This window comes from Streptomyces zaehneri (genome assembly GCF_032248645.1).
In the GTDB taxonomy this organism is placed as follows: Bacteria; Actinomycetota; Actinomycetes; order Streptomycetales; family Streptomycetaceae; genus Streptomyces; species Streptomyces coriariae.
Window position 1 is genome coordinate 16,929 of record NZ_JASTTJ010000027.1, and the last position, 14,958, is coordinate 31,886.

The following is a 14,958-nucleotide window of genomic DNA, read 5'->3' on the forward strand; positions in this document are numbered from 1 at the left end:
GGGGAGCCTCGTCGCCAGACCGGCAGGGTTCCTTGTCGTCATCGGTGTAACGGGTGTCACACAAGCCGTACACGCCCCGCACGCCAGGCCGCACCCGCCCCACTCCCTGCCGTGCCCGATCGACCTCCTCCACCGCGACTTCCACGAGGGCACACGGGGGACAGAGAAGTCCTCAGCGTGCCGACAGGAGGTCGGCCATGAAGGTCACCCGGGCACTTCAGCCCATTCTTCCGCTGTGCCAGCGTCTGCTGCCGGACATGCGGACCCTTCCGGGCATCCTGAACCTCTCAAGCCTCCCGAGCCTGCCGAACCTCCCAGGACTCCCCGGACTCCCCGGACTGCCCAGCAGACTGGCCGGGCTGTCCCTGACGCTCCTGAAGGCGACCGCCCTGGATCTCGCGATCCTCGCGGGCCATCTGCTCCTCTACCCCTCCGGCATCGCCCAGGAGCGCCGCGTCACGGCCCGCCCCGCGCTGCCCAGGCCGACCGGCGCCGAGGACCCGGCACAGCTGCCGACCAAGGCCCCTCTCCCGGTCGTCCTGCTGCACGGGTTCATCGACAACCGTTCCGTGTTCGTCCTGTTGCGCCGCAGCCTCGCCCAGCACGGCAGGCACCGGGTGGAGTCGCTCAACTACTCCCCTCTGACCTGCGACATCCGCACGGCCGCCGAGCTGCTGGGCCGGCACATAGAGGAGATCTGCGAACGCACCGGCAGCTCGCAGGTCGACGTGGTCGGACACAGCCTGGGCGGCCTCATCGCCCGCTACTACGTGCAGCGGCTGGGCGGTGACGGCCGGGTCAGGACGCTGGTCACACTGGGCACCCCGCACTCCGGCACCCGGGTGGCGCCGCTGGCGAACGCGCACCCGATCGTGCGCCAGATGCGCCCGGGCTCCGAGCTGATCGAGGAACTCTCCCGGCCGGCACCGGGCTGCCGTACGCAGTTCGTCAGCTTCTGGAGCGACCTCGACCACCTCATGGACCCGCTGGAGTCCGCCTGTGTCGAGCATCCCGACCTGTTGGTACAGAACGTCCGGGTGACCGGGATCGGCCACCTCGCCCTGCCTGTCCACCCGGCTGTCGCCACCGGCATACGGCAGGCCCTCGACACGACCTGTACGCAAGCGCCCGTCGGCGCCCGCACGGACACCCAGGCCGACGGCCTCACGGTGGCCTGACGGCGCCCCTGCCAACACCTCCGCGACACCTCCGCCGGCGCCCCGCACGACCGCCCGACCCCCGCCCGACCCCCGCCCGACCCTCGTCCGTCCACCCTTCGACCGCCGTCCGACCGCCGCCCGACCCTCGTCCGTCCACCCTTCGACCGCCGTCCGACCGCCGTCCGACCGCCGTCCGACCGCCGTCCGACCGCCGTCCGACCGCCGTCCGACCGCCGTCCGACCGCCGTCCGATATCGAACGTCATTCGAACGTAGGGCCAAACCCGCGTCCGTCGTCCCCCGAAACACGGCCGAATGCCCCTTTCCCGCAGGCACGAAACCTGCGGAAGATTGTCGTGCCCGCGTACTGCCGGGTACAGTCGCCGCACTGCTCTGGCAGCCCCTGTTGTCGGCGAAAGAGAAGTTGGTGAACGACCGTCACCCGTCGGGGATCATGACCACCCCGACCCCGGCTTCCGACGCCGCTTCGGCGCACTACGCGTCGTACGGCACCCAGGAAGCCCAGCAAGACGGCTTCACCACGTACCACGGTTACGAGACCGGCCACTTCGCGCCGGCCGACCCGCTCTTCGGTGAGCTTCCCGGCGGCGGCACGGCCTCCGCGACCGGCACGTACGACAACACCCAGTGGGGCACCGGCACCCACCAGATCCCGGACACGGGCAGTCACCAGACCCTGAACTACGACGGGTACGCGGCCCAGCACCAGGCCGCCTACGACACGGGCGGATACGACGCCACCGCCTGGTCAGCGGATCCCCACCAGCAACTGAACGCCGTCCCGCAGCAGGGAACGGCACCGGATGTCAGCGGACAGTGGGACGCGAGCGCCTGGCACCAGCCCGACCAGTCCGTGAGCCCCGCCGACCAGACCCAGCAGTGGGAATGGGGCACGCAGGCCTTCGACACCGGCGCCTACGACGCCACGCAGTGGAACTCCGACGGCGGCGAGAGCACCCAACAGGCCTCCGGCGAGCACGAACAGCACGCCGAGGTCCCGTTCGACCAGCAGGCCACCGCCACCTTCGAACAGGTCGGGCTCGACGAACACGCCCCGGACGAAGGCGAGTTGTCCGACGACACCCCGCTGCTCCTCCTCGACGACCAGGAGGAGGCGGCCCCGGCCCCCGCGCCGGGCGGGCGGGCGGCCGCCCGCAACGCGAACCGTTCCCGGCGCCGGATGCCCGCGAAGCGCTCCGCGCTGCTGACCGTGGCCGTGCCCTCGGCCTGTGTGATGGGGGTCGCCGGGATCGCCGCGGCCTCGGTCGGCACGCTGACCGGCGGCGACGACAAGGACACCACGGCCTCCGCCTCGGACGCGCAGCCGGTGAAACCGGTCGCCGCCAACAACAAGCTGGACGCCCAGCTCGAGACCCTCAGCGCCGGAGCCGACGACTTCGCCGACCGGGCCAGCCGGACGCAGGAACGTATCGACCTCAAGACGCAGCAGGAAGCCGAGAAGAAGAAGGCGGCGGCCGAGGCGGCCCGCAAGGAGCGGCTGCGCCCCAAGTACGCCCTCCCGGTCGCGCAGCACGGCCTCAGCGCCTACTTCGGCCAGGCCGGCATCAACTGGATGTCCCAGCACACCGGTATCGACTTCCCCGTCTCCTACGGCACGACCGTGATGGCGGCGACCGACGGCACCGTACGGACGCAGTGGAACAGCGCCTACGGCAACATGATGATCGTGACGGCCAAGGACGGCACGGAGACCTGGTACTGCCATCTCTCCAGCTATCGCGTCTCCTCCGGTACGACGGTCAAGGCCGGCGACCCGATCGCGTACTCCGGCAACTCCGGCAACTCCACCGGCCCGCACCTGCACTTCGAGGTCCGGCCCGCGGGAGGCTCCGCGATCGACCCGCTGCCGTGGCTGCGCAGCCACGATCTCAACCCGACGTAGACGCTCGACCCGACGTAGACGCTCTATCCGACGCAGCCACCCGCCGTAAGCCCGAGCACGACTGCTTCCGCTCGCCGTAAGCGCATGAAGTGAGCCCCCGCCGTCGAAGCGGGGGCTCACTTCATGCGCACAGCCACAGGCACGGGCGCGGACCCGGCCCCGGACCCGGCCCCTACAGCTTCTCCACCGGCGCGTACCGCAGCAGCAGACGCTTCGGCTTGATGTCGCCGAAGTCGACCGTCGCCTCCGCGTTCGCGCCCGTGCCCTTCACGCCGACGACCGTGCCGAGACCGAACTGGTCGTGGGTGACGCGGTCGCCGACGGCCAGCGTGACCACCGGCTTGTCTGCGGCGGACCGGCGTGTCGCGAAGCCGGACGCGCCCGCGGCCGAGGAACGCGAGCGGGACGAGGACAGCGAGGCCGCCACACCGGAGACGGGACCGGAGGACACGGGCGCGGTCGCCCCCGTCCGCTTCCAGTCCACATGCGTCGGCGGGATCTCCTCCAGGAACCGGGAGGGCGGGTTGTACGACGGCTGCCCCCACGCGCTGCGCAGCGCGGACCGCGTCAGGTAGAGCCGCTCCCGCGCGCGGGTGATCCCGACGTACGCCAGGCGGCGCTCCTCCTCGAGCTCCTTGGTCTGGCCGAGGGCGCGCATGTGCGGGAAGACGCCGTCCTCCATGCCGGTGAGGAAGACGACCGGGAACTCGAGGCCCTTGGCGGTGTGCAGGGTCATCAGGGTGATGACGCCCGAGCCGTCGTCCTCGTCGGGGATCTGGTCGGAGTCGGCGACCAGGGCGACCCGCTCCAGGAATGCGGAGAGCCCGACCGGCGTCGTGCCGTCGCCCTCCGCCTCGCCGGTCTCCTGCTCGAACTCCAGGGCGACGGCGGCGAGTTCCTGGAGGTTCTCGATCCGCGTCTCGTCCTGCGGGTCGGTGGAGGCCTGCAACTCGGCGAGGTAGCCGGTGCGTTCGAGCACTGCCTCCAGGACCGTCGCCGGAGCGGCGCCCGACTCGACGATCGTGCGCAGCTCCTCCATCAGCGCGTTGAACCGCTTCACGGCGTTCGTCGACCGCGAGGCCATGCCGTACGCCTCGTCGACCCGCTTCAGGGCCTGCGGGAAGCTGATCTTCTCGCGCTGGGAGAGGGCGTCGATCATCGCCTCGGCGCGGTCGCCGATGCCCCGCTTCGGCACGTTGAGGATACGGCGCAGCGGCACCGAGTCCTCCGGATTGGCCAGCACGCGCAGGTAGGCCAGGACGTCCCGGACCTCCTTGCGCTCGTAGAAGCGGACCCCGCCGACGACCTTGTAGGGCAGGCCGACGCGGATGAAGATCTCTTCGAAGACACGGGACTGGGCGTTGGTGCGGTAGAAGACGGCGACATCGCCCGCCTTCGCGTCGCCCGCGTCCGTCAGGCGGTCTATCTCGTCGGCGACGAACTGCGCCTCGTCGTGCTCGGTGTCGGCGACGTAGCCGGTGATGCGCGCGCCCGCGCCGGCGTTGGTCCACAGGTTCTTGGGGCGACGGGACTCGTTGCGCTCGATGACCGCGTTGGCGGCGGACAGGATCGTCTGCGTGGAGCGGTAGTTCTGCTCCAGCAGGATCGTCGTCGCGTCCGGGTAGTCCTCCTCGAACTGGAGGATGTTGCGGATCGTCGCGCCGCGGAAGGCGTAGATCGACTGGTCGGCGTCACCGACGACGCAGAGCTCGGCCGGTGGTACGTCGTACTCGCCCGGGGGTACGTCGACGGGGTGCTCGGAGGTGCCGACCAGCTCGCGCACGAGGGCGTACTGGGCGTGATTGGTGTCCTGGTACTCGTCGACCAGGACATGACGGAACCGGCGGCGGTAGTGCTCGGCGACGTCCGGGAAGGCGCGCAGCAGATTGACCGTCGTCATGATCAGGTCGTCGAAGTCGAGGGCGTTCGCCTCGCGCAGCCGGGACTGGTACATGGCGTAGGCCTGGGCGAGGGTCTTCTCGAACCCTCCCCCGGACTCCGTCTGGGAGGTGCCCCCAGCGGCCTGGGCGGCGAAATCCTCCTCGTCGATCAGCTCGTTCTTCAGGTTGCTGATCTTGGCGCTGAAGGACTTGGGCGGGTAGCGCTTGGGGTCGAGGTCCAGGTCGCGGCAGACCAGGGCCATGAGGCGCTTGGAGTCGGCCGCGTCGTAGATCGAGAACGACGACGTGAAGCCGAGCCTCTTGCTCTCGCGGCGCAGGATGCGCACGCACGAGCTGTGGAAGGTCATCACCCACATCGCGTGCGCGCGCGGGCCGACGAGCGCTTCGACGCGTTCCTTCATCTCGCCCGCGGCCTTGTTGGTGAAGGTGATCGCGAGGATCTGCCCCGGGTGCACATGCCGCTCGGCCAGGAGGTGGGCGATGCGGTGGGTGAGCACGCGCGTCTTGCCGGAGCCGGCGCCGGCCACGATGAGCAGCGGAGAGCCCGCGTGGGTGACGGCGGCGCGCTGGTTCTCGTTCAGCCCCTCCAGGAGCGCGGCCGCATCCAGGACCGGGCGCGGGGCGCCGTCGCGGTAGTGGGTGTCCCGGTCCGGGGGCACGTCGAACTTCCCGCCGAACAGATCGTCCGGAAGCGACTCCGGTCCGTGATCGTCCTCGGGCGGTGGCGGGGGCTCCTCCTCGTGGGCGCGGGGGCCCTGGAGGTTCGCCAGGAAGCTGTCGTCAAAGAGGCTGCTCATCGCTCTCCGAGTCTAGGGGGCGCCACTGACAACCCGCCGCCGTCCCGGGAACATCTCCCGCCCTCACCCTCCGGGACACCCTTGTCACGATCCGCGACCCGCACGACCGCGACGCGGACTTCCGACCGAAGGTCACGAAAATGTATCGGGCATATCGCCCATCAACCTTCACACGGACCACACGAGTTGGCTACCGTGCCGAAAGGCCGTACGACCCCCACCGGCGAACCCCGCCGGACCGCACGGCCTCCGCCGAGTCCGCCGCGTCCGCTCACGCCGACGGAACCGGGGAGTCACCGAGACCTCGGGGTGAATCGGCCCGACGCCCTTCCAGGGGCGGGCCGTAGGGCAACCCTTCCGACACACCTGCCCGAATCCTCCCCCAGTGCCTGACCAGCCTGGGCGAGACCCCTACCGCTGACCCGGCAGGCGGAGCACTGGAAGGAGTCGCCTCCCTTGGCGTCGCAGCACCGCAAGCCGCGCTCCGCGGGCGCGCGCGTGGCGGGGATACGCACCCCCGCCCTCGCCACCGCCGCCCTCACGTCCGTGGCCCTGCTCTCCCAGACGGCGAACGCCGCTCCGTCGGACGACGGCAAGCCGAGTCTGGAGGAGGTCGAGAAGAAGGTCGACGACCTCTACCGCCAGGCGGAGTCGGCGACCGAGAAGTACAACGCCGCCAAGGAGAAGACGACCAAGCAGCGCAAGCGCACCGACGGCCTCATGGACGACGTCGCCCAGCGCACCCAGAAGCTCAACGAGGCGCGGGAGGAGCTGGGTTCCTACGCCGCGGCCCAGTACCGCACCGGCGCCTCCGCGCCCGGCACGGCGGCCTTCCTGCTCGCGGACACCCCGCAGGACTACTTCGACCAGAACCAGCTGATGAGCCGGCTGACCGACCGCCAGAAGGGCGCGGTCGACGACTACGTCACCGAGCGGTCCGCGACGATGAAGCAGCGCCAGGAGGCCACCGAGAGCCTCGCGACGCTCACCGACGCGCAGAACGACCTGAAGATCGCCAAGGCCGCCGTCCAGAAGAAGCTCGGTGACGCGCGCGAACTGCTGTCCCGGCTGACGGCCCAGGAGAAGGCGCGCCTCGCGGCGATCGAGAAGCAGCGACAGGAGGAGGCCGCGCGCAAGGCGGCGGAGCTCGCCCGGCAGCAGGCGGCGGAGCAGGCCACGGCCCAGCAGGAGAGCGGCGACGCGTCGGCGGGCACGGCACCGTCCTCGACCGCCCCCTCCACCTCCGCCTCCGCCTCCGAGGACCCCGCGTACGCCACCAAGGCGGAGAAGGCGCTCGCCTTCGCCCGCGCGCAGATCGGCAAGCCGTACGTCTGGGGTGCCACGGGCCCCGACTCCTACGACTGCTCGGGCCTCACCCAGGCCGTGTGGAAGGCGGCCGGCGTCACCCTCCCGCGCACCACCTACGACCAGGTGAACGCGGGCACCACGGTCTCCCTCGCCGACGCCCGGCCCGGCGACCTGGTCTTCTTCTACGACGACGTCAGCCACGTCGGCGTCTACATCGGCAACGGCATGATGATCCACGCCCCGAAGCCGGGCGCATACGTCCGCGAGGAGTCCGTCTTCTACGACGGCGAGTCGGGCATCCACAGCGTCGTACGCCCGGCCTGAGGACGCGGGGCACGCGCGCGTGGGACACGGGGGCCACGCACGCGTGGGACACGCGGGACACACGCGCGTGGGACACGCGGGACACACGCGCGTGGGACACGCAGGGCACGCGCGCGTGGAGCATCGCAGGGCACGCGCGCGTGGAGCATCGCAGGGCACGCGCGCGTGGAGCTTCGTTCCCGGGCAACATGATCCACCGCGCCCCTGGGCGCACGCCCCGCGCCCTGCACCCGCGCGTATTTCCGGGCGCCCGCGCGCGTGCCCCGCTTCCGCAGCCCGCCGTGCTCCTTAGCATCGGCCGCATGCCAGGCTCCCCCGCCCTCCCGTCGCCGGCCCCCTCCCCCGGCTCCCCGCTCCGCGTCTGGTGGGCGCAGCGGCCACCGGCGGCGGGGGCCGCGGTCATGGCGACCGGCATCATGTCGATCGGACTGCACCTCACGGGATACGACGTCCTGTCCCGCGTCACGCTGGCGATGGCGGGCCTGGCGTGGGTGGCGCTGGCGGCGGACTTCGTCGTACGGCTGGTGCGCAAGCGCGAGCGCTGGCTGACGGAGGCGGGCACGCCCGGGGCGCTGAACGCGGTGGCGGCGACGACCCTGCTCGGCACGCGGGTCTCCACGCTCGGCCGGCACACCCTCGCCGAGGCGCTGCTGGCGCTGGCGGCGGTGCTGTGGCCCGTGCTTGTCGTGACCGTCGTACGGCAGTGGAAGCGGGGCATGCCGGGGGTGGTGTTCCTGTGCTGTGTGGCCACCCAGGGGCTCGCCGTGCTGGGAGCGGTCCTCGCCGAGGCGGAGGCCGTGGCCTGGCTCGCGCACACCGCGCTCGTGCTGTTCTGGCTCGGGCTCGTGCTCTACGGCGTCGCCCTGGCCCTCTTCGACCTGCGGCAGGTGGCCGAGGGCGCAGGGGACCAGTGGGTGGCGGGCGGCGCACTCGCCATCTCGGCGCTGGCGGGAGCGGGGCTCCTCGCGGCCGACGACGGGGGCCTGTATCTGTGGAACGCCGACGACACCGGCGTCCTGCGCACGGTGACCGTGGCGCTGTTGGTGTTCGCCCTGGCCTGGTACGCCGTGCTGCTCGTCGCCGAGGTGCGGTGGCCGCGTCCGCGCCACGACATGTGCCGCTGGGCGACCGTCTTCCCGATGGGCATGACGGCGGCGGCGACCCTGTCCGTCGCCGGCGCCGTCGACGTGCCGTCGCTGGAGGGGCCCGGCGAGGTGCTGCTGTGGGTCGCGGTGGCGGCGTGGCTGGCGGTCGCGGCGGCGGCCCTCGTCACGGCCCTGGCGTCCGTCAGGTCCAGAGCACCGCGATGAAGATGTTCGCCACGGTCAGCAGTCCGACCAGACCGAACAGGGGCTTCTCCACCGTCTCGTCGTCCCGCTTCACGTAGACGAGGCCGAGGATCACGATCAGCAGGGCCAGCTTCACGCCGATCTTGATGTTGTTGACGTGCTGGTCGTCCGCCTGGTTGAGGCCGACCAGGATCACGCCGGTGACCAGCATCGTCGCCGCGCCGTGGAGCATCGCGGGGACGAAGCGGGCCGTGCCCTGGCCCATCGCCTTCATCTGCGTGAGGAAGCCGCCGAGGAGCGCGGCGATGCCGATGATGTGCAGGCCGACGAAAAGATGGATGAGTACGTCCATGAGGCCGGATGCTAACGACACGTGCGGGGGTCACTCGCCACCGGCCCTCCCCTTCGGCCGTATGTGCATATATGCGCTCCATAGCAGTCCGCCGCTCCGACGTGTCACGAAATCGCCGTTTCGGTCAGCACGCCGCGCGAACCCGACGGACCGGGTCCGGATTTTCGGGCATTTGTGATCATGACGCGATCCCCTCGCGTCACTTCCGCACTTCGCGTTACCGGACTGTCACAACCGGGCCTAGCGTCCTCCCCCAGGTGACCGGCTCCCCACCGCCGCCCGGGCCAGGGGCGGCAGTCGGCCACCACCGCCGAGAAGGTCCGGCGGCGTCCCGCTCCCCCAGTGCGGGCCGTCGCCGGACGCGTCAACCGCCCTCCGGGGCCGTCCGTCCGCTCCCACGACGGCTCTCCGGTAGCTGTACGGACGGATGAGGCGGTCGTACGAAAGGACGTGCAGTCCCACGTGGCAGCGCACCGCAAGCCCCGACAGCGCTCGCTCGGCGGCCAGACGGCCCGCACGGCGTTCACCCTCGCTCTCGCGGGCGCCGCGACGGCGACGGCCTTCGACGGGACCGGACAGGCCGAACCGAACCTGACTCCGGTCCAGGTCAAGGCGAAGGTGGCGAAGCTCTACCAGGAGGCGGAGGAAGCCACCGAGAAGTACAACGGCGCCCGGGAGAAGGCGACGGCGGCCGAGCAGCGACTGGAGAGCCTGCGGGACGAGGCGGCACGCAAGGAGGAGAAGCTCAACACGGCACGGGAGACGCTGGGTTCGATGGCGGCGGCGCAGTACCGCAGCACCGGACTCGACCCGGCCGTCCAACTGGCCCTCTCCGACGACCCCGACCGCTACCTCGACGGCGCCGCCTTCGCCGAACGGGCCGGGGACCGCCAGTCTGCCGCCGTCACCCGAGTACGCAGACAGCTGCGGGAGATCGAGCAGCTGCGCGGCGCCGCGCGTGCCGAACTGACCTCGCTCACGGCGCGCCAGGCCGAGCTGAAGACCCACAAGAAGACGATCACCGGCAAACTCGACGCGGCGCGCCGCCTGCTGAGCCGGCTGACGGCGGCGGACCGGTCCCGGATCGGCGAGGGAACGAGCGGCGGCACCGCGAGCGGCCGCGCCTCACGCTCCTCGACAGGCGGGCGCGACGGCCTCCAGACCCCCGGCACGGCCACCGACCATGCTCCCAACTCCCGCGCCGCGGAAGCCGTTTCCTACGCCTACTCCAAGCTCGGCAGCCCCTATGTATGGGGCGCGACCGGGCCGAACGCCTTCGACTGCTCGGGCCTGGTCCTCGCCTCGTACCGCTCCGCCGGCCTCTCCCTGCCCCGCACCACCTACGCCCAGATCGGCGCCGGACAGCGCGTCTCCCGCTCCGAACTCCTCCCGGGCGACCTGGTGTTCTTCTACTCCGGCATCACCCACGTCGGCCTCTACATCGGCGACGGCCAGATGATCCACGCGCCGAACCCCTCGGCTCCGGTGCGCGTGGCGCCCATCGACGAAATGCCGTTCGCGGGCGCGACGCGCGTCGTGTGAGACCGCCCGGTGGGGCACGCCCGGTCAGGCGGCCCGTCCCTCACACCAGCCGTCGTGCCGTCGCCCAGCGGGTCAGCTCGTGCCGGTTGGACAACTGGAGCTTGCGCAGCACCGCCGAGACATGCGACTCGACCGTCTTGACGGAGATGAAGAGCTGCTTGGCGATCTCCTTGTAGGCATAGCCCCGGGCGATGAGCCTCAGCACCTCGCGCTCGCGCTGGGTGAGACGGTCCAGGTCCTCGTCGACCGGCGGGGCGTCCGTCGAGGCGAAGGCGTCGAGCACGAACCCGGCGAGCCGCGGCGAGAACACGGCGTCGCCCTCCTGCACCCGGAAGATGGAGTTCACGAGGTCGGCGCCGGTGATCGTCTTGGTGACATAGCCCCGGGCGCCGCCTCTGATCACCCCGATCACGTCCTCCGCCGCGTCCGACACGGACAGGGCGAGGAAGCGCACCGGCTGCTCGGCGTCGGCCATCAACGGAGCACAGCGGCGCAGTACTTCGACCCCGCCGCCGCCCGGCAGATGGACGTCGAGGAGAACCACCTCGGGCCGGGTCGCGGTGATCACCGTGACCGCCTGGTCGACGTCCGCCGCCTCACCGACCACCTCGACGCCGGTCTGCTCGGTCTGGCCGATCTCGGCCTGTACTCCCGTACGGAACATGCGGTGGTCGTCGACGAGGACCACGCGCACATGGCGCCCGCCCGTGCCGCCGCCGGAGGACTGCGCCGGCTCGGCCGCCTCCGCCGCTCCCCCTGTGCCGTTCGTGTCGGTCGGGTCGCTCATGACGTCTTCTCCGCCCTCTCCATCTCCAGTTCGACCTCCGTGCCGCCGTCCGGGACGGCCCGCAGTCGCGCCGTGCCCCCGTGGCGCTCCATGCGGCCGATGATCGATTCTCTGACGCCCATGCGGTCGGCGGGTATCGAGTCGAGGTCGAAGCCGGGTCCGCGGTCCCGGACGGACACGAAGACCGTCCTGCCCTCGACTTCGGCGTAGACCTGCACGGCGCCGCCCTCGCCACCGTACTTGGCCGCGTTCACCATCGCCTCACGCGCGGCCTGCATCTGGGCCCCGACCCGTTCGTCGAGCGGGCAGTCGCCGACGACCACGACCTCGATGGGGACGCCGTGCTTGTCCTCGACCTCGGCGGCGTTGCGCCGCACCGCGTCGGCGACCGTGGTCGGCTCGTCGGCCTCCTCCTTGCCGGTCCCCTCGGGTTTGTAGAGCCAGGTGCGCAGGTCGCGCTCCTGGGCGCGGGCGAGGCGGCGCACCTCCCCGGCGTTCTCCGCGTTGCGCTGGATCAGGGTCAGGGTGTGCAGCACCGAGTCGTGGACATGTGCGGCGACCTCCGCGCGCTCCTGCGCCCGAATGCGCATCAGGCGCTCCTCGGAGAGGTCCTGGGTCATACGGACCAGGTAGGGACCGGCGAGGAGCGTGATCCCGACGAGGACGGCGAGGGCCGCCTGGAGCACGGAGCCGAGGTGGGCGGCGGAGCCCTGGAGGACGAAGATGCCGGAGACACCGGCCGTGACGAGCAGAACGCCGGCGCCCGCGCGCAGGAGCGTGAGCGTACGGCGTCTGCGGCCGACCTCGACCCAGCGGGCCCGACGCGCGTTGTCCGCCTGCCGCCAGACCAGGGCGACGCCCGCGCCGACGAGGACGGCGGGCAGCAGATACGCCTTGGCCCCGCTGCCCAGATTCACATTGCCCACGAAGACCATGGCGATGACGACCATGAGGAGCAGCGCGACGATCTGTCCCTTGTCCGGTTTGCGGGCGACGAGCCTGCGGCGGCCGTCCGGCGCCGTCTCGGTGCCGACCAGCGCCGGGGGCTTCTGTCCGCCGACACCGCCGACACCGAGCGGCACGAAGAACCAGAAGGCCGCGTAGAGCAGGGCGCCGAGACCGTCCGCCATGAACAGGCCGGCGAAGACGAGCCGCACCCACACCACGGGCAGCCCGAGATGCCCGGCGAGCCCCCGCGCCACGCCCCCGAGCCAGCGTCCGTCACTGCTGCGGTAGAGCTTGCGCGGCGGCCGCGGTTCGACGAGTGGCAATGCTGCGGCTTCCGGCATGCCAACGATGGTCACACGGGCGCAGGTCCCGGGCATCAGGGTTCGCCCCCGAGACTCCCCTGATCTCCGGGGTCCTCGCCCGTCGAACGCCTCCCCCGCCCCGGATCAGGGCCGATATCAGGGTCCGACCAGGGTCATTCCGACTGCCGCGAGGGCGGCTCGCCCGCCACCATGGACTCATGACAGATCACCAGCACGCCGCGGACGCCGTGCCCGACGGGGGCACCGCGCCCGACGCGGCCGCCCCGTCCTCCGGCGCCCGGGGCGCCGCGGGTGAGGAACCTCGCGCGCACGTGCGGGCGGGCGCGCACGAGAAACAGGGAGAGGGCGCAGAACGCGACCCGTCGCAGGGCTCCGACCCGGGCACGGGCACGAACGCCGAGGACAGGACAGTGGTCGAGGCTGCCACGGAGGCCGCGACCGCCGCCGCGGCGGCGGCCCGCACCGGCGCGGCAACCAACGGCGGGACGGAATCCGACGACGCTTCGCGGGACGGAATCCGAGGGCAGGGAGAAGGTCCAGGCCCGGGAGGAGGCCAGGGGCCGGGAGGAGGCCAGGGCCCGGGAGTAAGCCAGGGCCCGGGAGGAAGCCAGGGCCCGGGAGTAAGCCAGGGCCCGGGAGGAAGCCAGAGGGCAAGCGGAAGCCAGAGGCCGGGCGGAAGCCAGGGACCTGGTGGCCCCCGGACACCGCAAGACGCCGAAGCGGTCGGGCCTCCGCCCAGGTTCCAACGGGACCGCGAGCACAAGGTGCTCGCCGGGGTGTGCGCGGGCCTCGGGCGGCAGTGCGACATGGATCCGGTGATCTTCCGGATCACGCTCGCCGTGCTCTCCGCGACCGGCGGCATCGGCCTCATCTTCTACGGCTTCGCCTGGCTCTTCGTCCCCTACTCCGACGACGAGCAGAACGAGGTGCGCAAGCTCCTGACCGGCCGGGTCGACGGCCAGGCTCTCGCGGCCGTGCTGTTCGCGCTGGTCGGCTGCGGAGTGTTTCTGTCGATGCTGAACAACGGCAGCGTGCTGACCTTCGCCGTCGTCGTCTCCTTCCTCCTCGCGGGCGCCGGCTACTGGTCACGGCACCGGGACTCCTCGGACCCCGACCCGCTGGCCGCCCAGGCCGTGGCCGACGCGCCACCGGAGGCCCAGGCACCGCCCGTCCCCTCCGCCTACCCCTCCTGGTGGCGGGACCCCATCGTCAAGGACGGCACCCACGACGGCGGCACGGGCTATCTGTGGGGCCCGTGGGATGCCCGTGCCCGGGACATCACGGCGACCATCGACGTCGACCTCGTCGGCCACACGCGCCGCCCCGAGGACATACGCACCCTGCACAAGCCGTACGCCGGACCGCGCGGCCCGCGCTGGATCGGTGGCTGGCTCTTCCTGCTCGCCGCTGTCGCGGCCGCCCTCGTCACCCGGCTCACCTGGGACGACCACCCGCTCGGCACCAGCCTGCAGGCCGGGCTCGCGACCGCGCTCATCGTGCTCGGCGTGGGTATCGCGGTCAGCTCGTTCCTGGGGCGGACCGGAGCGGGGTCGGTGTTCCTGGCGATCGTCACGGCGGGTCTCCTGGCCGGTACGAGTGTCCTGCCCAAGGACATCGGGACGCACTGGACCGACACGGTGTGGCAGCCCGCCGCGGTGGCGGACGTACGGAGGGCCTACGACCTGGGCACCGGGGACGGCACCCTGGACCTGTCCCGGCTGGAACTCGCGAAGGGACAGACGGTGAGCACCAATGCCGAGGTGGGGGCGGGCCGACTGCGGGTGATCGTCCCGCCGGACGTGACCGTGAAGGTGAGGATCGACGTGGGGCTGGGAGACATCCAGCTGCCGGGCGACGACGAGAAGGATGTGGACGTGCAGCCGGGCAAGCACAAGGAGGTGACCCTGTCGCCGGCCTCGGGCGGCAAGGACGCCGGGACCATCGACCTCGACCTGCAGGTCGGCGTGGGACAGGCGGAGGTGGCCCGTGCTGCGTCATGAGTTCCGGCCCGGCAGGCTGGTCGCGGGCGCCTTCTTCACCCTCGCGGGCGTCATCTACGCAGGTGACGCGGGCGGCCTCTGGGAGACGCCGTGGTTCGTGGTGATCCCGGTCGTCACGGCCGGCCTCTGCCTGGCGGGCGCGACGGGCTTCGTGGCGAGGAGCATACGCAGACGACGAGGCCCGTCGCGCCGGACCACCCCGGCCGGACCGGGCCCGGACCCGGCCCCCTGATCGACCGACCGGCTCACCGACTCACCGACTCACCGACTGAGGGGCGCACGGGCTCACGGGCAGATGGGCCCA

Annotated in this window: 11 protein-coding genes; 7 read left to right on the forward strand and 4 right to left on the reverse strand. The window is 71.6% G+C overall.

From position 1 onward, the window contains the following. The first annotated feature begins 197 nt into the window (after positions 1 to 197). Both QQM72_RS33910 and QQM72_RS33915 read left to right on the forward strand, forming a co-directional pair. Positions 198 to 1,178: an esterase/lipase family protein gene (locus tag QQM72_RS33910; RefSeq protein ID WP_314224667.1), complete on the forward strand. Its 981-nt coding sequence runs from the start codon at positions 198 to 200 to the stop codon at positions 1,176 to 1,178. A 408-nt stretch (positions 1,179 to 1,586) separates the two neighbouring features. Beyond that, on the forward strand, positions 1,587 to 3,083 hold the full coding sequence (locus QQM72_RS33915) for a M23 family metallopeptidase (RefSeq protein ID WP_314224668.1): 1,497 nt from the start codon (positions 1,587 to 1,589) through the stop codon (positions 3,081 to 3,083). Between the two features lie 172 nt (positions 3,084 to 3,255). On the opposite strand, the gene pcrA is transcribed toward QQM72_RS33915, so the two are convergent. Continuing rightward, positions 3,256 to 5,781: a DNA helicase PcrA gene (gene pcrA, locus QQM72_RS33920; RefSeq protein ID WP_314224669.1), complete on the reverse strand. Its 2,526-nt coding sequence runs from the start codon at positions 5,779 to 5,781 to the stop codon at positions 3,256 to 3,258. A gap of 456 nt (positions 5,782 to 6,237) precedes the next feature. Here pcrA and QQM72_RS33925 point away from each other — a divergent pair, with 456 nt between their 5' ends. Both QQM72_RS33925 and QQM72_RS33930 read left to right on the forward strand, forming a co-directional pair. Further along, positions 6,238 to 7,413 carry a C40 family peptidase gene (locus QQM72_RS33925; protein ID WP_314224670.1) on the forward strand — a complete coding sequence of 392 codons (1,176 nt, stop codon included), beginning with the start codon at positions 6,238 to 6,240 and terminating at the stop codon, positions 7,411 to 7,413. Positions 7,414 to 7,715: 302 nt separating this feature from the next. After that, a complete protein-coding gene (locus QQM72_RS33930; protein WP_314224671.1) occupies positions 7,716 to 8,723 on the forward strand; it encodes a tellurite resistance/C4-dicarboxylate transporter family protein in 1,008 nt (335 codons plus the stop codon). Here the strand turns inward: QQM72_RS33930 and QQM72_RS33935 are convergent. Beyond that, positions 8,701 to 9,054 carry a hypothetical protein gene (locus tag QQM72_RS33935; RefSeq protein WP_171398995.1) on the reverse strand — a complete coding sequence of 118 codons (354 nt, stop codon included), beginning with the start codon at positions 9,052 to 9,054 and terminating at the stop codon, positions 8,701 to 8,703. The genes QQM72_RS33930 and QQM72_RS33935 overlap by 23 nt on opposite strands. Positions 9,055 to 9,516: 462 nt before the next feature. Here QQM72_RS33935 and QQM72_RS33940 point away from each other — a divergent pair, with 462 nt between their 5' ends. Further along, positions 9,517 to 10,596, forward strand: coding sequence for a C40 family peptidase (locus QQM72_RS33940; RefSeq protein ID WP_314224672.1), 1,080 nt, complete (start codon positions 9,517 to 9,519; stop codon positions 10,594 to 10,596). 40 nt (positions 10,597 to 10,636) lie between these two features. Here QQM72_RS33940 and QQM72_RS33945 read toward each other — a convergent pair whose 3' ends face one another. Both QQM72_RS33945 and QQM72_RS33950 read right to left on the reverse strand, forming a co-directional pair. Further along, positions 10,637 to 11,383 (reverse strand): response regulator transcription factor, encoded by a 747-nt coding sequence (locus QQM72_RS33945; protein WP_314224673.1) that lies wholly within the window; start codon positions 11,381 to 11,383, stop codon positions 10,637 to 10,639. Next, positions 11,380 to 12,708 (reverse strand): ATP-binding protein, encoded by a 1,329-nt coding sequence (locus QQM72_RS33950; protein ID WP_399079661.1) that lies wholly within the window; start codon positions 12,706 to 12,708, stop codon positions 11,380 to 11,382. Before QQM72_RS33950 ends, QQM72_RS33945 begins: the two co-directional genes overlap by 4 nt. Positions 12,709 to 13,169: 461 nt before the next feature. Here QQM72_RS33950 and QQM72_RS33955 point away from each other — a divergent pair, with 461 nt between their 5' ends. Then, positions 13,170 to 14,654, forward strand: coding sequence for a PspC domain-containing protein (locus QQM72_RS33955; protein ID WP_314224745.1), 1,485 nt, complete (start codon positions 13,170 to 13,172; stop codon positions 14,652 to 14,654). Then, the gene (locus QQM72_RS33960) at positions 14,641 to 14,886 is read left to right on the forward strand and encodes a hypothetical protein (RefSeq protein ID WP_314224675.1); all 246 of its coding nucleotides are present in this window, start codon (positions 14,641 to 14,643) and stop codon (positions 14,884 to 14,886) included. The genes QQM72_RS33955 and QQM72_RS33960 overlap by 14 nt, the downstream gene beginning before the upstream one ends. The last annotated feature ends 72 nt before the right edge of the window (positions 14,887 to 14,958 follow it).

Bases quoted from the DNA above. Each gene is read 5' to 3' on its own strand.
- QQM72_RS33950 (WP_399079661.1), bottom strand. From the start codon at position 12,708: ATGCCCGGGACCTGCGCCCGTGTGACCATCGTTGGCATGCCGGAAGCC.
- QQM72_RS33935 (WP_171398995.1), bottom strand. From the start codon at position 9,054: ATGGACGTACTCATCCATCTTTTCGTCGGCCTGCACATCATCGGCATC.
- QQM72_RS33910 (WP_314224667.1), top strand. From the start codon at position 198: ATGAAGGTCACCCGGGCACTTCAGCCCATTCTTCCGCTGTGCCAGCGT.
- QQM72_RS33930 (WP_314224671.1), top strand. From the start codon at position 7,716: ATGCCAGGCTCCCCCGCCCTCCCGTCGCCGGCCCCCTCCCCCGGCTCC.
- QQM72_RS33945 (WP_314224673.1), bottom strand. From the start codon at position 11,383: ATGAGCGACCCGACCGACACGAACGGCACAGGGGGAGCGGCGGAGGCG.
- pcrA (WP_314224669.1), bottom strand. From the start codon at position 5,781: ATGAGCAGCCTCTTTGACGACAGCTTCCTGGCGAACCTCCAGGGCCCC.